Annotated in this window: 14 protein-coding genes; 11 read left to right on the top strand and 3 right to left on the bottom strand. The window is 60.1% G+C overall.

The genetic code is table 11. The annotated features are described in order from the left end of the window. Nucleotides 1-7: 7 nt before the first annotated feature. The 3 genes from E3O46_RS12820 to E3O46_RS12830 all read right to left on the bottom strand — a co-directional run bounded on the left by E3O46_RS12820 (nucleotide 8) and on the right by E3O46_RS12830 (nucleotide 2,429). Complete coding sequence (locus E3O46_RS12820; protein ID WP_134561814.1) at nucleotides 8-433, bottom strand: hypothetical protein; 426 nt, start codon at nucleotides 431-433, stop codon at nucleotides 8-10. 52 nt (nucleotides 434-485) lie between these two features. After that, a complete protein-coding gene (locus E3O46_RS12825; RefSeq protein ID WP_134561815.1) occupies nucleotides 486-1,463 on the bottom strand; it encodes an NAD-dependent epimerase/dehydratase family protein in 978 nt (325 codons plus the stop codon). Nucleotides 1,464-1,928: 465 nt separating this feature from the next. Next, the gene (locus E3O46_RS12830; protein WP_134561816.1) at nucleotides 1,929-2,429 is read right to left on the bottom strand and encodes a GNAT family N-acetyltransferase; all 501 of its coding nucleotides are present in this window, start codon (nucleotides 2,427-2,429) and stop codon (nucleotides 1,929-1,931) included. 109 nt (nucleotides 2,430-2,538) lie between these two features. On the opposite strand from E3O46_RS12830, the gene E3O46_RS12835 reads away from it, so the two are divergent. From E3O46_RS12835 to E3O46_RS12885, 11 genes are all read left to right on the top strand, one after another. Further along, entirely contained in the window at nucleotides 2,539-2,928 is a 390-nt protein-coding gene (locus E3O46_RS12835; RefSeq protein ID WP_134561817.1) for a hypothetical protein, read from the top strand. A 197-nt stretch (nucleotides 2,929-3,125) separates the two neighbouring features. After that, the gene (locus tag E3O46_RS12840) at nucleotides 3,126-4,076 is read left to right on the top strand and encodes a dihydrodipicolinate synthase family protein (protein ID WP_134561818.1); all 951 of its coding nucleotides are present in this window, start codon (nucleotides 3,126-3,128) and stop codon (nucleotides 4,074-4,076) included. Between the two features lie 357 nt (nucleotides 4,077-4,433). Beyond that, entirely contained in the window at nucleotides 4,434-5,870 is a 1,437-nt protein-coding gene (locus E3O46_RS12845; protein ID WP_134447143.1) for a glycoside hydrolase family protein, read from the top strand. Between the two features lie 65 nt (nucleotides 5,871-5,935). Next, nucleotides 5,936-7,279, top strand: coding sequence for an ABC transporter substrate-binding protein (locus tag E3O46_RS12850; RefSeq protein ID WP_134447141.1), 1,344 nt, complete (start codon nucleotides 5,936-5,938; stop codon nucleotides 7,277-7,279). A gap of 44 nt (nucleotides 7,280-7,323) precedes the next feature. After that, nucleotides 7,324-8,205, top strand: coding sequence for a carbohydrate ABC transporter permease (locus E3O46_RS12855; RefSeq protein WP_134447139.1), 882 nt, complete (start codon nucleotides 7,324-7,326; stop codon nucleotides 8,203-8,205). Next, entirely contained in the window at nucleotides 8,202-9,107 is a 906-nt protein-coding gene (locus tag E3O46_RS12860) for a carbohydrate ABC transporter permease (RefSeq protein ID WP_134561819.1), read from the top strand. Before E3O46_RS12855 ends, E3O46_RS12860 begins: the two co-directional genes overlap by 4 nt. 37 nt (nucleotides 9,108-9,144) lie before the next feature. Beyond that, nucleotides 9,145-10,233: a LacI family DNA-binding transcriptional regulator gene (locus E3O46_RS12865; protein WP_134447135.1), complete on the top strand. Its 1,089-nt coding sequence runs from the start codon at nucleotides 9,145-9,147 to the stop codon at nucleotides 10,231-10,233. 464 nt (nucleotides 10,234-10,697) lie between these two features. Further along, nucleotides 10,698-12,260, top strand: coding sequence for a glycoside hydrolase family 32 protein (locus tag E3O46_RS12870; protein WP_134561820.1), 1,563 nt, complete (start codon nucleotides 10,698-10,700; stop codon nucleotides 12,258-12,260). Further along, nucleotides 12,257-13,210, top strand: a complete 954-nt coding sequence (locus tag E3O46_RS12875; protein ID WP_134561821.1) for a carbohydrate kinase family protein — start codon at nucleotides 12,257-12,259, stop codon at nucleotides 13,208-13,210. Before E3O46_RS12870 ends, E3O46_RS12875 begins: the two co-directional genes overlap by 4 nt. A 161-nt stretch (nucleotides 13,211-13,371) precedes the next feature. Next, nucleotides 13,372-14,376 carry a LacI family DNA-binding transcriptional regulator gene (locus tag E3O46_RS12880; RefSeq protein ID WP_134447129.1) on the top strand — a complete coding sequence of 335 codons (1,005 nt, stop codon included), beginning with the start codon at nucleotides 13,372-13,374 and terminating at the stop codon, nucleotides 14,374-14,376. An 85-nt stretch (nucleotides 14,377-14,461) separates the two neighbouring features. Then, nucleotides 14,462-16,951, top strand: a complete 2,490-nt coding sequence (locus E3O46_RS12885; protein WP_134561822.1) for a glycoside hydrolase family 32 protein — start codon at nucleotides 14,462-14,464, stop codon at nucleotides 16,949-16,951. Nucleotides 16,952-17,620 lie beyond the last annotated feature (669 nt).

Genomic DNA, 17,620 nt, shown 5'->3' on the forward strand with positions numbered 1-17,620 from the left:
TTTCATGCTACTGAACCGGATCGATCCCGGACCCTGCGGTCTCGTCGACCACCCTGAACGCCCGTCGTATTCCGCCTCGCGCGAGCATGAGAACGATGATCAGCACAGTGACTTGAAAGAAACCGCCGAGACGGACGGCATCTCCGAATGCCAGGGCGACCAGTTCGAGCACCAGGAACTTGCTCCCCGGCAGCAGCAGCACCAGAGTGATTACGTTGACGATTCGAACCCAACGAGTTTCCGCCGAGCGGATCCGCGCGACGATATTCTTCTTGACCAAGAGCACGAGTTCAAGGACGACCTTGAGCAGGATCGCCGTCAGCAGTGCCAACAGGAAGCTTTCGGAGATGACGTCGGGAAACAGCTCGATGAACATTCCCAGCACCACGAGATAGACCAGCACGTCGACGAGGTCTATTGGGCGGATCCGCATGCCGCGAGTATAGCGACAGCGCCCGGACCGCCTTCGGACCCGACCTATTCGTTCATCTTTCGCTGAGTTCGCCGATAAGGCGGAGTTCGTCTTCTCTGCTGAGTCCCGCTCGTCGCTCTCGGCCCAGGCCGCGAATTCGTTCGTCTGCGAGTACATCGTGCACGGTCTCGTGGATGCTTCGTTCCATCGCCCCGGATTCGAGGAACCGTTGGCGGCTGCGTTGGAAGAACGCATCCGCGCTGCGGGGAAGCCAAAGGGGCAGGGAGCGGGGCCCAGCCCAATAGTTGACTCCGTGTGCGACCAGCCAGTCGTCGTCCGCCGAGATGAGTTCGCCATCGTGGCCTGCGACCTGCTGTGCGGCAGCAAGAACGTCTGCGAGCTCCCGTTGGACGCCGACAGCGTTGTAGGTGCCCGTGAGACCGAGGTGACCGGCAGCGATGATCCACGCAGCGAGGTCCCTGACGTCGATGAACTGGGCGGCACGGCCATGAGCATCGGGTACGAGAACAGGCTCATGCGAGGCCAGGGCCAGGCGAGCCACCCAGTAGCTGAACCTGTCACTGGTGTCGCCCGGCCCCACGATGAGACCGGGTCTGGCGATGAGGAGACGGTCGCCGACGGCCCGGGATGTGACCCGTTCGGCGGCGACCTTGGCGTGGGCGTACTCAGCCGGGTCGGTTGGTTCGGCGAGATCGGCGTCTTCATCGGCATCCGCTTCACTGTTGCTTGCATACACGGAGACGGAAGATACCAGCGTCCAATGCGGGGTGGTGCCGGCCAGAGCCTCCAACGCCCCGGTTACGAGGCCGGCTTCGCAGCTGAGCTCGATGACGTCATCCCAGGTGCGATTCCTGACTGCATCGTAAGCGTCCGACGCTCGCCGGTCCGTGCGCACGAGGGTCGCGCCCGTGGCTACCGATCCCGAATCGCCGCGCGCCAGGCAGGTGACGTCCTCGCCCGCCTCAACCAGCTGCTGGGCGATCTCGCGGCCGAGCCAGGCCGTCCCGCCAAGGATGAGTGTGTGCGTCACGCTCAACAGCTAAGTGCATCAGACATGCGAAGACCGGGCGGTTCGCCACGAGCGCACAGCTCGGAGGAACCGAAGGCGACCGTGGTTCGGGCCTTCGATAACAACGGAGCATGGGTGGGTTTCCTCCGGGGGCACGCGGAACGCGACAACGGGGGATAGTCGTCAGGTCAGGGCGCTCACTAGAGTGGCCTCATCGTGTCGCTCGCGCAGAGTGCGAGCGCGGGGACTGTGCGATTGCACCGCGGCGGCGTCACGAAGATTTCAACTTTTCTTGGGGGACGAAGTGGCAGAACATGAACCGTGGTTTGGTCCGAAGAAACTGGGTGGCGGCTGGGGTCCGCGCACGTGGCAGGGATGGCTGATTCTTGCCGTTTTCACCATTGCGGTGGTTGTGGTCACGATCATTGCGACGACGCACACCTAATGCGAATTCAGTTCGCGGAGCATCCGGCTAGGAAGGACAGGTCACAGACGTAACCCGTAGACGGAGCGGACGTCTATAGCTCCGCCACGGTCATCCTCTTCGAATTCGAGGCCGATCTTTTCCGCGACGCGTCTTGAGGCCCGGTTGTCGGGGTGGATGATCGCGACCAGGTGAGCTGCCCCCAAGACGTTTCGGGCGAAGTCGAGGCAAGCCGAAGCGGCCTCGGTTGCGTAGCCTCGTCCCTGCATCTTTGCCCGCACGTGGTAGCCGACCTCAAGTTCGGGTCGGCCGTTGACGGCCTGCCAGGTGAGGCCACAGTCGCCGACGAACTCACCCGCTTTCGTCTCGATGACCCACAAACCATAGCCACGCTCGAGGTAGTTGCGCTTGTTCCAGTCGATCCACCCCTGGGCCTCCTCGCGGCTCTTGGGTCGTGGGTAGTACTCCATTACGTCCGCGTCAGCCAGCATGGCGGCCATGTCATCGAGGTCAGCATCGGTCATGTTCCGAAAGGTCAACCGGTCTGAGTGAGGGAAGGACATGCTCCGACCATAGGAGGCATCCGTGCCCGAGGGAAAGGCCGACTAGCTCTTGAGTGGCTTCCAGCGTGGTACTTCCTGCACAGTGCGCGGAGGCGCTTTTCGCAACCGGGTGGAGGACCTGAAGTACAAGAACGCCAGTGATGCGTCGACCATCGCGCTGATCGCGACGTTGAAGATCAACTCCGGTGGCCCTGTGGTCGCAACGAGCACGCCATTGGCGGAGTTCAAAACAAACAGGGATCCGATGATGTACCCGGCTCGTGGCCGGGACGTCATCCTCCACCAGGCGCGGGGTGGTTCTATCGGTTCGCCCAATCCGCGGAAGGACCGCACCCCTCCGAAAATGAGCAGGATGCTCAGCGAGTTTGCCACCACGGCGTACAGCGGATTCGGCAACCTGAACGGCTGGATCGCAATTTCGATTGCGGCCAGCGCGATCACCCCGATAAGGATGTATGCGACCTTCCAACGCGTCTTACGCAGGCGAATCATGGCTTGAGCCTACTGGCGAGGACGATCGCCCCAGTCCCAGCCTGGAATGCTGGCTCAAGCGCCACCAATCCAACGCGACTGCGGCACACTAGTACCACACGAGAGCGACCTGTTTTCAGTTGGCAGCACTAGCCATCTTTTCGGTTGGTGTTGACAGGCCACCCTCACTCTCGGTCTCGAACACACCCCGCACCATGAGGAGGTATGAACATCTTCACTGGGCTGAGCGCCTTCCCCCTGACCCCGTTTCAGAACGATGCGGTCGACGAGCACGCGTTTGTCGGCTTGATCCAGAGGTTGAGCGTTGCGAAGGTGGACTCGATCACAACGCTGGGCTCGACCGGCTCCTATGCCTATCTCACCCCGGACGAGCGTGCCCGCGTCGTAGGTCTTGCCGTCGAGCATGCTGGCGAGACGCCCGTTTTCGCGGGTGTGGGGGCGCTGCGCACCTCCCAGGTCCTCACGAACATCGACCATGCCGAACAAGCCGGAGTCGCGGGAGTGCTCCTGGCTCCAATGAGCTACCAGCCCCTCACCGACGATGACGTATTCGAGCTGTTTCGCACCGTCACCGAGCACACCGAGCTTCCCGTGATCGTCTACGACAACCCCGGTACCACCCACTTCACATTCAGTACCGACCTCTACGCCCGCATCGCCCGCCTGCCGGGGATCGCGTCGATCAAGATCCCCGGCGTACCTCCCGACCCCGCCGCAGCCCGCGCCCACGTCTCGGCGATCCGGGCCATGGTGCCCAAGCACGTCACGATCGGCGTGTCCGGTGACGCATTCGCCGCGACCGGGTTGAATGCGGGATGTGATGCCTGGTACTCAGTCATCGGGGGTGTCCTCCCTGCGGCCGCACTCAGAATCACGCGAGCCGCGCAGGAAGGCCGGGCGGCGGACGCGGCGGCAGAATCAGAACGGCTCGCGCCGCTGTGGCGTCTGTTTACCGAGTTCGGAGGCAGTCTGCGCGTGGTCGCTGCCATCGCGGAGTACCTCGGCCTCGCCCCGCACGCGTGCCTGCCGCTCCCGATCCTCGGTCTGACCGAGGCGAAACGGGTACGTATCGCCGAGGTGGTACGTGAGCTCCGACTTGACCGATGGACGCACTCATCCGGACCCGTCCTATTACGGCTTCGGACAAACTGCTGAGCCAGGGGTTGTATCCCTTGATGCTTCAGCGGGGAATCCTCCCCGGCACAGCAGGCTCGGGGAATGAGTCGATGGCGTCGGCTTAGTCCTCCGGGAGCAATAGCCAGGGGGACCACTGTCCGGCAGGCATTAAATATTCAGTGGAGGACGCGAACGAACAGGGACGTCCGCAGGAATGCAACGACGCGTTGCCGCCGCCTGGGCCCCGAGCTGTGTGCGTCACACTATCGAATCGGCCTTGCACGATTGCGCGCACCCGATTTGCCTAGATCTTTTGATTAAACGCTTGATCAATCCGAATCCGTCAGATATTGTCTAGATGATCAAACGATTAATCACGAATGGGAATCAACGCAGATGAGCCAACCAGTGTTCTTTAAGCCCGACGATGGATGGGTGGGCGACGTCATCCCCTTTGAGCATGAGGGTGAGTTCTGGTTGTTTTATTTGCAGGAACTCCGGGAGTATCCAAAACCGGGGACGTCGTGGAGCCTGGTCACCACCAAGGATTTCGTCAGCTTTGAAGATCGGGGCGTCTCTCTCGCCCACGGGCTTGAGGACGATGCTGACTTCAACGCGTACACGGGGAGTATCGTCCTCGACGAGTCGGGAGTGCACCATCTGTTCTACACGGGACAGAACCCCGCTCGGTTGGGTTCAGACGGCCTCGCGCTCCAACTTGTCATGCACGCCACAAGCGCGGATGGGATGACGACGTGGACCAAGCATCCCGAGCTCACGTTCGGTGCCTCTGCGGGCCTGGAATCCGGCGATTGGCGTGACCCCTTCGTGTTCAAGGACACGAGTCGCGGGATGTGGAGGATGCTCCTCGCGGCCAGGCACGCGGAGGGGCCAGAGAGGCGGCGTGGGGTCATCGCGGAATGCGTTTCGACGGATCTTCTGAGCTGGGAACCGACCGAGCCATTCTGGGATCCGCGGCGATACATTACGCACGAGTGCCCGGATGTCTTCCAGTGGGGCGACTGGTGGTATCTCGTCTACTCCGAGTTCTCGGAGTCCTTCACAACGCACTACCGGATGGCGAAGGGTCCGGATGGACCGTGGCTTGTGCCGATGTTTGACACCGTCGACAGTCGCGCCTTTTACGCTTCAAAAACTACAGAACGTGACGGACGGCGCTTCTTCATTGGCTGGATCGCGAGCAAGGAAGGTGCCCATGATGATGGCGCCTGGGAGTGGGCCGGGACCATGTCCGTGCTTGAGGCGCATCAGAACGATGACGGCACCCTTGCTTTCTCCTTCGCTAGTGAACTCGTCGAGAGTTTCGGGCATGGCATTCCAGTCACTTTGAACGGCGCATTGCCGCACACGCTCGACGCCGTCGATGGATACTCGGCGCTTGTTTCCGACGAGATCCTGCCAGCGCAGTTCTATGCGCGTGCGGTACTCCAGATCGGGCCTGACACGACCGAATGCGGCCTACTGCTGCGTTCGAGCTTCGATGGAGACCAGTCGTACATTATCCGGCTTGAACCGAAGCGCAACCGTCTCGTATTCGACCGATGGCCGCGCACTGTCACGGGTGATGCCCAATGGCACATTTCCGGGGATGTCCCGTTCGCCATCGAACTTGAACGTCCCTGTGACCTTTCCGCCGGGATGCACACTCTGGAAATCGTCGTCGATGGGGACTTGTGCGTTGCCGTCCTCGATCGACACGTCGCCCTCAGTACCCGGATCTACGACCGCCCGGAGGGACGACTGGGCGTATTCGTCGGGGAGGGATCTGCGACCCTGCACGAATTCGAGGTCCGTCAGCGCACCACTGACTAGACCGACACAACCTAACTAGACCTGCACGACACTGTTGATTCAGAATCAAAGGAGATGGAATAGCAATGAAGAAAACACTGAGGACGACCGCGATCGCTGCGGTCGTTGCGCTTGCGCTCGCCGGATGTAGCAACGGCAGCGGCGGCGGCACAAGCCAAACGACCGATATCGATCCCAGCGGTGCGATCGTCCCACGACCGATCTCATGGCTGCTATCACGGCCGGCCGATGGCGGTGTCATCACGGTCATGAAGCAGATCGCAGATGAGTACGCGAAGGACCATCCCGGATTCGCGCTCAACTTCATCACGACACCGGACCGACCGTCCTACATCCAGAAATACGAGACGCTCGCGGCCGCGAACAAACTCCCCGAGCTGTTCGACACCGACGCGACGCCTTTCGCTCAAAAGCTCGCGAAACAGGGAACCATGGTCGACGCTACCAAACTGTTGACGAGCCTTGGTCTCTATGACAGCTACAGGCCGGCGGCGCTCAACTACCAGCGTTTCGACGACGGTTCCTTGTACATGATCCCATTCGAGTTCCAGCTCGAGTTCATCTGGTACAACAAGGCGCTACTTCAGAAGGCCGGAGTAGCAATCCCGAAATCCCTTGACGACATCCCTGCCATGTGCACGGCATTGCGCAACGCCGGAATCACTCCCATCGCTCTTGATGGCCAGGACCAGTGGCCGCTCGAGCGCTATGCGGCCTATCACCCGTTCCGCACAGCAGGTCCCACCTACGTGCAGAACCTCAAAAAGGGCGATGCGAAGCTCAGCGACCCGGCAGGTTTGGCTGCAGCCGACTGGTTGAGCAAGCTCGGTTCCTCCAAGTGCTTTGAGGACGGATTCTCGTCAACTGGCTACTCGGACGCACAGAACCTATTCACGTCGGGTAAAGCGGCCATGTATAACATCGGCACCTGGGAGCTTTCCAGCCTCGCGACCGACAAGCTCGACCCTGCCGTGCGCAGTGACGTCGACTACTTCACACTCCCGACCACTGCGAACTCCGTCACGGACGCCAACGAGTACGTGTCTCCCTCGGGCATCGGGATGGCCGTCAACGCCAAGACTTACGATCCCCTGGTCCGCGACTTCCTGAAGTTCGCCCTCACGAAGTACCCTAGCGCCATTGCCGCAACTGGAGCACTCTCGCCGACGACGAACGTGACGACCACGATTCCGGCAAACGCGACTCCGCTCTACCAGAAGGCCGTCGATCAGTCCAACGACGTCGGATCAAAGATCGCGATGCCGTGGGACACCCAGCTCGACCCGACATCGAACACGCGTCTGCAGCAGGAACTCACCCTTCTGGTGCAGGGCAACACCGACCCGTCCGAATTCGTCAGCACGATGGACTCAACCATCGCGCAGAACGCCCCAGCCGCCTTCAAGTAGCTCCGAGAGGTGGGGGGCTCCGGCCCCCCACCGAAAGGTTCATCATGCTCCCCAACCGATCGAGACTCTCAGTCCTGATCTTCCTCGTGCCCCCGCTTCTCCTATACGGAGTCGCGGTCCTCCTGCCGATCGTCCAGTCCCTGTTTCTCAGCTTCTTCTCTTGGGACGGAATTAGCGACATGGAGTTCGTCGGCCTGACGAACTACATCCACATGTTCACCGGCGACACCGTCTTCTGGCATGCCTTCTCCAACTCGCTGGGCTACCTCGTGATCTGCCTCGTGCTCCAGCTCGGCGGCGCTCTGATCGTGGCGAGCCTGCTCACGTCACTTCGCCGCGGCCGCAATATCGTCAAGACGCTCTATCTGCTTCCGGCCGTTATCTCCACCGTGGCGATCGCGTTCCTGTTCCAGCGGATCTATTCCATAGACCCTGTGGGTCTCCTCAACCAGATTCTCGGCTGGGTGGGGCTCGGAAACCTTGAGCGGGCGTGGCTCTCCGACATCAACTCCGTCTTGGCCGCGGTATCGATCCCCGAGGGATGGCGCTTCACCGGACTGTACATGCTCATCATCTTCGCAGCGCTTTTGTCCGTCCCCCAGGAACTCGAGGAAGCTGCGCGCCTCGATGGCGCCTCACGGTGGCAGGTATTTACCAAGATCCGATTCCCGCATATTCGACCTGTCTGGATAACCACGACGATCATGGCAACGACCTATGCACTCCGTGGCTTCGACATCCCCTATCTCCTGACAAATGGCGGTCCTGGTCAGTCTTCGGAGTTGCTGACCACCTACATGTATAAGACCGCCTTCACGAGCACGAACTATGGGTACGCCAGCACCATGTCCGTCTTCATTGTCGTTGAATGCCTCGTCGCCGTCGGCCTCATCATTTTCACCCTCAGAAGAAAGGACGAGGCATGACCACCCAAACCGCCCCGGTGACCAGATCGATCGTCACTTCACCCATCACCAGGGGCGCCCGCCGCCGGCGGCGCAAGCCGAGCGTGTTCCGAACGCTGTCGACGGCGTTGATCGTCGTCATCGTCATCGTGCAGGTTTACCCGCTCGCGTGGCTCTTCCTCACCAGCCTGCGAACAGAGCATGACTACGCCAGCGGCAACCCGTTCGCATTGCCGTCGTCGATCACGTTCGACAACTACGCCCGCGCGTTCGCAACGGGGAACCTCGGTATGAACATCGTCAACAGCTTCATCGTCACGATGGGCGCCAATCTCCTCATCGTGCTCCTTGGGATGATGGCGGCCTACGCTCTGCAGGTTCTCGGTTTCCGCTTCAGCAAGTTCGTCCGGGGACTCTTTCTGATCGGTATCATCGTGCCTGTCCAGATCGCGCTCGTCCCGCTGTTCATCGACTATGCCTCGGTGAACCTCCTCGACACGTATCAGTCGATGATTATCCCTCTCGCAGGGTTCTCTCTGCCCATGTCGATTTATCTCTTCTCGTCGTTCTTTGAGTACATCCCCCGTGAAACCTACGAGGCTGCGTCTCTGGACGGCGCTGGACCGTACCGTATCTTCGGATTGATCACGCTTCCCCTCTCGATCAATACCGTCGTGACGGTGGTGATGGTCAACAGCATCTTCATTTGGAACGACTTCATTTTCGCCAATACGTTCGTGCTCTCCGAGGGACTTAAGACGATTCCTCTTGGCCTCCAGAACTACATTGGGGCGATGGGCAAGGTCGACTGGACGGCGACCTTCGCCGCAGTGTGCATTACAATCACACCACTGCTACTCGTGTTCCTCATCCTCAACAAGGCGATGATCTACGGACTCGAAAGTGGCGGGTCGAAGGGGTGATCGCACCCGCCGACCAGAACTGTGTGGGGAAGATTCGATGACGACTCAAAAGGGATCCAGTCAACCTGCGGAATCCGATCCGCCACCGAACACAACTCGACATCGCCCAACGACAATGCGCGAAGTGGCTGAAGCTGCGGCGGTTTCGGTGGCCACCGTTTCCCTCGTTGTCAACAACAAGAAGGACGCGCGAATCGGCGCGGACACGCGTAAACGTGTTCGCGACGCTATTCGCGTGCTCGGATATCGGCCCAATGCGCTCGCGAAGAACCTAGTGAGTGGGAGTTCGCGCTTCATCGGTCTTGTCGCTGACGCGATTGCCACGACACCGTTCGCCGGCCAGATCATCCGCGGAGCACAAGACGAGGCGTGGAAACACGGTTACGTGCTCTTAATCGCCAATACTGAGGGCAACGAGCCCGCGGAGAAGGAAGCGATTTCGATGATGCTCGAACACAAGGTGCGGGGCATTCTGTACTCCACCTGGTATCACCGGGTGGCACAAGTGCCCGCCGCGCTGAATGAGACCGACTTCGTTCTCGTGAACTGCTTCGCCCGCGACTCGGACGCCTGGGCAGTGGTTCCGGATGAGGTGCAGGGTGGCCGAGCGGCCACTGAGATTCTCATTAGACACGGTCATCGACGAATTGCGTTCCTTAACACGACCACGCCATCTCCCGCGAGGGACGGGCGGCTTCAAGGGTACCGAGAAGCTCTGGAATCCGCTGGGATCCCGTTTGACCCTAACCTCGTCTTCGATGCATACCCGGATCAAGAAGGCGGATACGCGGCCGTCGAGGGCTTAGTTCAGTGTGGTGTGACCGCGGTCTTCTGCCACAATGACCGTGTCGCGATGGGGGTGTATGACGGCCTGAGGCAGGTCGGCATGTCCATTCCCGAGGACATCGCCGTGGTCGGGTTCGACAACCAAGAGGTCATTGCAGCACACCTCCGGCCACCGCTTTCAACCGTCGCGTTACCGCACTATCGACTCGGGGCCGCAGGCGTGCGCCTTCTGCTCGGACTCGACGAGGCGCCCGGGAACGGTGTCCTCAGGATCGTGTGTCCGGTCGTAGAACGCGACTCTGTCAGTACCAGGCAAGAGAAGGCGCCCGCCAACATGTAATTTCCCAGGCTGGGAGGTGGTCTGTCCTAACCGGTGCCGCACGCGGGTCCCGACCGGCTCTGTGCCTGGCCAGCGTCGGATAGGCACCATGCCTCTGTCTGCCGCCTGATCCCGATGACTGTTCCTAAGCCGTCCCGGGCGAGGCCACGGTGCCATACGAGTTCATGACCGTCGATTCTGGACCCGAATGAGACCGGTGAGTGCACGCTGAACGCTCGGCGAGCGCGCATCCATCTGACAAGCGGCGGAAGGCGTCCGAGATCTTCCTCACCGCCGGGATCTGGAAATTTCAAACACGTGGAACCGTCAACGTCAATGAGGAGTGAATCTTCGAATGAATGTCAAGACCGTGAAGTCGAGCTGCGAGATGGTGCTTGCATCACAGGAGCGGCATATCGGCTTTCAAGCAAGCGATTGCCGACGATCCGGTTCCCCGGCGGCGCTTCATCAAGCGGGGTGCAGGAATGGTTGAGGCCGTGTCTCTGACCCCTATCGGACGTGAGCGTTTCCGACCCTCGATTCATTACACCGCGGAACAGAATTGGCTCAACGACCCCAACGGGCTTCTCTACTACAAAGGGCTTTATCACCTCTTTTATCAATACAACCCGCGAGGCAACGTCTGGGGCAACATGTCCTGGGGTCATGCCTCCTCGCCAGATTTGGTGAACTGGACGGAACGCCCGGTAGCCATCGAGGGCGACGTGAATGAGGAGATCTTCTCGGGAAGCATCGTCGTCGACGCAGGCAATACCAGTGGCTTCGGGCGTGCCGGAACAGTGCCCCTGGTTGCCGTCTACACGAGCGCATTCACTGAACAATCGGCCTTCCCCGGGGTTCAGGCCCAGTCCCTTGCTTACAGCCTGGACGAAGGTGCAACTTGGGCGAAGTATGAGGGCAACCCTGTCCTGAACCGGCACTCTCGGGACTTCCGCGATCCCAAGGTATTTCGATATGAGGGCCTCTCCGAGCGCTACTGGGTGATGGTCGCCGTCGAGGCTGAGGATCGAACGGTCGTTCTGTATCGGTCCGATGACCTCAGGGAATGGAGCTTTCTCAGTAGTTTCGGTCCAGCCAACGCAACGGGTGGCGTCTGGGAATGTCCCGATCTGTTCCCGCTCGCCGTCGATGGCGATCCTGACCGACTCAAATGGGTACTCATCGTCAACTTGAACCCGGGCGGCATCGCGGGCGGATCCGGCGGCCAATACTTCGTCGGGAACTTCGACGGCACGACGTTCACGTCGGAGAGCACGATCCCCAAGGACAGCGAGGGCTCAGGCGGGGGGCAAGAAGAATGCAACTGGCTCGATTGGGGACGCGACTACTATGCCGCGGTGTCTTTCAGCGGTGTCCCCGGCGACAAACCCATCATGATTGCCTGGATGAACAACTGGGACTATGGGAACGACATACCGACCCACCCGTGGAAGAGTGCAATGTCGCTGCCCCGAGAAGTGAGCCTGATTACCGTCCGTGGCGTTCCCCGCCTCCTCCAGAGAGCAATAGCTGTCGTTCCTGACCCAGACGAAGTCACACTCGCCATCGACCACAAGACGGTTGACGAGGGGGCTGAGTCACTCCCGGAAGAATGCTGGGGCTCCGTGCTGCACATCGAGGCGGCCCTCACGCCCGGAACGGCGAGGGAGATTGGGCTCATCGTCCGAGGTGGCAGGGGCGAAGGCACATTCATCGGCTACGACGTTGAGACCGGCTCGGTTTTCGTGGACAGGAGACATTCCGGGGACGTCGATTTTCACCCGGACTTCGCCTCCAAAGAGAGGGCGCCTGCCGACCTGACTGGAGGCAAGATTCGACTGCGCATCTACGTCGACCATTCATCTGTAGAGGTCTTCGCTCAGGACGGACTCGTCACAATCACCGATCAGATCTTTCCCGAACCATCCAGCCGAGAAATCGCCATTTACGCAACCCACGGATCTGGCGCGATTGACTCGCTCAGAATCTACAACCTCGAACGAACGACCACCCCACCGACCGCCGCACAGAACGGACCGCACGCATGATTGTCGTCATAGGTGAGGCCCTCACCGACATCGTGGCAAACCACGTCGGAGTGTCCGAGCACCCCGGTGGATCGCCCATGAACGTTGCGATCGGCGTAGGCCGACTGGGACTATCGGTGAGTCTGCTGACGTCGATAGGGAACGACGATCGCGGGGCCCAAATCCGCCGTCGGCTCACCGACGCTGGAGTTGAACTTGTCCCGGGCTCGATCGTCCGGGGCCCGACATCGACAGCGACAGCACACATTGACGCATCGGGGACTGCATCATACGACTTTGACATCCACTGGTCACTTTCGAACGCCCAATCCATCCCAGCCGGCCGTCTCCTGCATACAGGGTCAATTGCAGCCTTCCTAGAGCCGGGGGCTTCGTCCGTCGCGGCGGCAGTTGTCGCGGCCGCCCAGAGAAATGCGATTGTGACCTTTGATCCCAACATTCGACCATCACTCCTCGGCAGTCACACAGAGGTCCGAATTGCCTTCGAGGCTTTGGCCAGGTCCTGCGATATCGTCAAGCTGAGCGAGGAGGATGCGTTCTGGCTCTACCCTGAGCTCTCAATCGATGCGGTACTTGACACCATTCTCCGGCTCGGCCCCGGCCTTGCAGCCATCACCCTGGGCGCGGATGGCGCAATTCTCTCCACCGTGAACGACCGAATACGAGTGGCCGGCGTACCGACGAAAGTTGCCGACACCATTGGCGCTGGAGACTCCTTCATGAGTGGTCTGATCTTTGCCACGCTGCAGCGTACCGGCGCCGGATCAGGCAGCACCGACGACCTGATCTTGGAACGTCCGATAATCGGAGCATTGACGCGGAGAGACCTCACGTCAATCGGGGAATTCTCCGCAGCATGCGCCGCTATCACGGTCTCGCGAATCGGAGCGGAGCCTCCCACGCTCGCGGACATTGATGAGGGAGGAATGTCTCGGCGGCACAGGCCTTGATGGCTTCGGCGACACTCATCGAGCGAGCAGCGGGCGTCAGCTGCAGGGAGGACGCGGGTGATTGGGACTTGCATGGCGCATGCCACTGAGTCCCGCCGGATTCACGATCTATTCCGCCCGCGAGACGGACCCCCCCTCGACGGGCTGTGTGAAGATGGGACATGGTCAGACGCCAGGTGTCGATGCAAGACATCGCCCGCAACGCAGGGGTTAGCCGGTCGACGGTTTCGTTCGTCCTCAACGAGCGCACCGACATCAGTATCCCCGAAGAGACGAGGGCACGCGTCAGAGAAGCGGCTCGACAACTGGGGTACCGGCCGAACGTAATGGCCCAGTCGTTGGCCAAAGAAAGCACCAACCTCATCGGCTTGGTCACGGATATCGCGTCGAGTCCGTTCGCCGGCGGCATCATCAATGGTGCGCAACAGGCCGCGTGGAGGCTGGGCAAGTTCTTGCTTATCGTTAGTACCGAAGGAGACCCTGCCCGGGACGAAGCCGCGCTCGAGATGCTCCTCGAACGCCGGGTCGAGGGCCTCATCTACGCCACCCAGGCACACAAAGTCGTGGCACTCCCGTCCGCAGCTCGAGAAGTGCCGACTGTGCTGGCGCACTGTGTCGAGGAATCTGGCGAATTTCCGTCGGTACTCCCGGACGAGGAACAGGGCGGGTTCACAGCGACACGCCATCTGATCGAAGCGGGTCACCAGAGAATTGCACTCATCAACCTTGACACGGCAATGCCCGCAGCCCGGCTCCGAGAAGCCGGTTACCGTCGCGCTCTCCGCGAAGCAAGGATCGAGGTGGACGATCGCATGATCACGGTCGGCCACGCCACCGCGAACGGTGGTTTCCATGCTGCGCGCACTCTATTGGACGGCGGTGAGGTGCCAACGGCCTTATTCTGTGCAAACGACCGCATGGCCATGGGGGCCTACGACGCTATCAAGGAAGCCGGGCTTCACGTGCCCGACGATGTCTCCGTCGTCGGATTCGACAACCAAGAGATCATCGCGGCATATCTGCGGCCTGCGCTGACGACAGTCGCCCTTCCCTTCGAGAGGATGGGCGCGGCCGCTGTCGAAGTACTCAGTTCCGTGCATGGTAGCGCTGGTTGCACCCCGCTCTTGGTGCCCTGCCCGCTAGTAAAACGCGGTTCCGTAGCCTGACTATTGCAGGGTCATCAACGCGACCCTACACTGAGGTCCATTGCTAACGCACGTTAGCTAACCATTCGGACCAATGGAGGTCGCAATGATTCGAGCGCTGAAACGGTCATCGTTCGCGAAGAAGGTGGGCCTTCTCGGCCTAATCGTTTTGCTCACAATATCTACGATCGCTGTGGGACGGCTCGCTGGAGCCCATGCCACCGGCTCCTCGACGCCCAGCTCGCTCCGTGCGGGATATCACCTGACACCGCCGTCCGGCTGGCTCAGTGATCCGCAACGACCGGTGTACGTCAACGGCAAATACAACTTCTATTACCTGCACAGCTCGCAAGACAACGGCCCCGGCGGATGGGAGCACGCGACCAGCTCTGACACTGCCGTGTGGAACGACGAGGGTACTGCGTTGCCGCAAGGCACGAACTTTCCAGTCTGGACCGGGTCTTCGGTGGTCGACACGAACAACACGGCGGGCTTCGGTTCCGGCGCGGTCGTTGCACTGGCGACCCAACCCACTGATGGCGATGCTTTTCAACAATCGCAATACTTGTGGTATTCCACTGACGGTGGCATCACGTTCACGCAATACGGCGCACCGGTCATTGCCAACCCCGACTCATCCGACTGGTTCCGAGACCCGAAGATCGTGTGGGATGCGAGCAATTCCAAGTGGGTCGCGGTCATCGGTAGACAACAGAAGATCAGCTTCTACACATCTCCGGACCTCAAAACGTGGACACACACTTCGGACTTTGCGTATACGACTCCGAACATCGGCGGTTTTGAATGCCCAGATATTTTCCAGATCAAGGCCAGCGATGGCACCTGGCACTGGGTGATGGCTGGCAGTATGCAGGGTGACTACAGCGGCAAACCGGACACGTACGCCTACTGGACAGGCTCGTGGAACGGAACGACGTTCACGACTGACCAGACTGACCCGCAATGGCTTGACTGGGGTTCGGACTGGTACGCCGCCGTCACCTGGCCCGATCAATCGAATCCAGACACATCGCGATACGCGATTGGCTGGATGAACAACTGGCACTACGCGCCTCACGCTGTCCCGACTGACTTCACCGATAATTACAACGGCCAGATGTCCGTCGTCCGCCAGATCACACTAAAATCCGAGACGGGCGGGGTCTACAGCCTGCTCTCGCAACCAACCCCGGCCCTGTCCAATCTTGCGACCAAGGTAATACTCCCGGCGAATTCAACCGTAAATGGCACAACCAACCTTGACTACCACGGTTCCTCGTACGAGCTCGACGCCGACGTGAACTGGACAACACTCAACAATGTTGGCATCTCTGTCGGCACCAACAAAGACGGTAGCCGGAAGACAAATATCGGCGTCTACAACGGCAACCTCTATCTTGACCGCAGCGGCTCAGACCAAGTTCCATATTCCTTCGGTTCCTTTCAGCAGTCCCAGGCGCCGTTACCCGCGGGGGACACCTCGGTACACCTAAGAATCCTCGTCGACCACGGCAGCGTCGAAGTATTCCTCGACGACGGCAAGATCGCGCTATCAAGTCAAGCATTCTTTGCCGCCTCCGACACCGGGGTATCGCTGTACACGATCGGCGGTAGTGCAACGTTCAGCAACATATCGATTACTGAATTTGCCAACATCACCACGGCCGCGCTGCCAGCATCGCCTTATGCAGATTTCGAGGCGTCGAACTATGGCTCCTGGACCACGACGGGCAGCGCGTTCGGCACAGGTCCCGCATCAGGGGCCCTGGCAGGACAGCAGCCCGTCAGCGGGTTCGTCGGAAACAAGCTAGTGAATAGCTTTGTCGGTAGTGACACCTCAACCGGAACGTTGACCTCTCCCTCCTTCACGATCGGCAGCTCCTACGTCAACTTCTTGGCTGGCGGCGGCAACCACCCCCGACCATCCGACGTATTTGCCGATTTTGAAGGCACCAGCTGGGGCCCATCATGGACATCGTCGGGCAGCTTCACCGGCCAAGGGCCCACCGCAGAAACGCTTCCCAACCAAGTCGGTGCCAAGGTCCTGGATACCTATGCGGGCGGCGGCGATTCATCCACGGGAGCGATCACCTCACCGGAGTTCACAATCACCCGGGACTACATCGACTTCATGATCGCCGGCGGAAATCACCCGTGGGGAAGCTCAGGGTCGGCAGCGGTGAACCTTCTCGTCAACGGGACGGTCTATCGCACGGCCACCGGGGCGAATTCCTCGACGATGTCGAGCGTCAACTGGGACGTGCACTCGCTGATCGGCCAGAAGGCGCAGATTCAAGTAATCGACCACGCAACAGGCTCCTGGGGTCACGTCATCGTTGACCAGATAGTCCTCACTAACGCTCCGAATGCAACAGCTGGCGAGACCGACAACCAAACGACGATCAACCTGATCGTCGGAGGTCATGTTGTTCGGACGGCGACAGGACAGAACAGCGAGCACCTTTCCTGGAACTCATGGAATGTTTCTGACCTTGCAGGCCAGACGGCACAGATCCAAATCATCGACAACAACTCTGGTTCGTGGGGCCATATCCTTGTTGATCAGATCCGCTTCGAGAACGGACCAGCGGCATAAGAGTTGACTGGTCACAGTACTATCTTCGGCCAAACGCGGTAGACGGCGGCCTCGATCCTAGATCTTTGAGGCCGCCGTCGAACCTGCGTCCCAACTCAGGTCCAACCGATGTGCTCTGCATTCGGGGGAGGGTGTGGCAACTTGTACCGCGCAGGGACTGCTCCGCGTGTTTGCAGAATTCGACACTGGGGCACAATGTTTTTTGCAGTCTAGGGGAGCCGCAAATTGGTGCGCCTCGTCAGGTTCGATTTCCTGAATCTTCCGCAAATCGCTCGAAACAGTGTCTCGGCACAGCTCGATCGGATGGCCGTTTCAGGCCGCCCAAGGGCGTCATGGTTCATAGCGTTGGTGATACCCGCAATTAGGGGCGGAAGCGTCGACGGTCCAAAAAACCTGCATCCGAATCAAGCTCGGCCGTAGCCCTGAACTTCGGGAAGGCTTCGAAGACACCGACTGGAATCCATATGACTGTCACCAATTTCCTGATGCAGGAAGTGTCACCGACCTCCTGAAGCAGAACTGTCAGCCATGTCCCGATACATCACACATGCGGTGGAGAAGTGTTATGTCTCAGGACATCGGTGACAGTTCTGCATCAATAGATCGGTGACCATTCGGGCGTGTTTGGTGGTGACACTTCTCCCGCGTACACATTTGAGGGATGACTCG

Source organism: Cryobacterium glucosi, from assembly GCF_004402235.1.
Classification (GTDB): domain Bacteria; phylum Actinomycetota; class Actinomycetes; order Actinomycetales; family Microbacteriaceae; genus Cryobacterium; species Cryobacterium glucosi.

What these genes read in the sequence shown, in the direction of transcription:
- E3O46_RS12875 (WP_134561821.1), top strand. Translation starts at nt 12,257, where the DNA reads ATGATTGTCGTCATAGGTGAGGCCCTCACCGACATCGTGGCAAACCAC.
- E3O46_RS12850 (WP_134447141.1), top strand. Translation starts at nt 5,936, where the DNA reads ATGAAGAAAACACTGAGGACGACCGCGATCGCTGCGGTCGTTGCGCTT.
- E3O46_RS12845 (WP_134447143.1), top strand. Translation starts at nt 4,434, where the DNA reads ATGAGCCAACCAGTGTTCTTTAAGCCCGACGATGGATGGGTGGGCGAC.
- E3O46_RS12865 (WP_134447135.1), top strand. Translation starts at nt 9,145, where the DNA reads ATGACGACTCAAAAGGGATCCAGTCAACCTGCGGAATCCGATCCGCCA.
- E3O46_RS12870 (WP_134561820.1), top strand. Translation starts at nt 10,698, where the DNA reads ATGGTTGAGGCCGTGTCTCTGACCCCTATCGGACGTGAGCGTTTCCGA.
- E3O46_RS12820 (WP_134561814.1), bottom strand. Translation starts at nt 433, where the DNA reads ATGCGGATCCGCCCAATAGACCTCGTCGACGTGCTGGTCTATCTCGTG.
- E3O46_RS12830 (WP_134561816.1), bottom strand. Translation starts at nt 2,429, where the DNA reads ATGTCCTTCCCTCACTCAGACCGGTTGACCTTTCGGAACATGACCGAT.
- E3O46_RS12860 (WP_134561819.1), top strand. Translation starts at nt 8,202, where the DNA reads ATGACCACCCAAACCGCCCCGGTGACCAGATCGATCGTCACTTCACCC.
- E3O46_RS12880 (WP_134447129.1), top strand. Translation starts at nt 13,372, where the DNA reads ATGGTCAGACGCCAGGTGTCGATGCAAGACATCGCCCGCAACGCAGGG.
- E3O46_RS12840 (WP_134561818.1), top strand. Translation starts at nt 3,126, where the DNA reads ATGAACATCTTCACTGGGCTGAGCGCCTTCCCCCTGACCCCGTTTCAG.
- E3O46_RS12885 (WP_134561822.1), top strand. Translation starts at nt 14,462, where the DNA reads ATGATTCGAGCGCTGAAACGGTCATCGTTCGCGAAGAAGGTGGGCCTT.
- E3O46_RS12855 (WP_134447139.1), top strand. Translation starts at nt 7,324, where the DNA reads ATGCTCCCCAACCGATCGAGACTCTCAGTCCTGATCTTCCTCGTGCCC.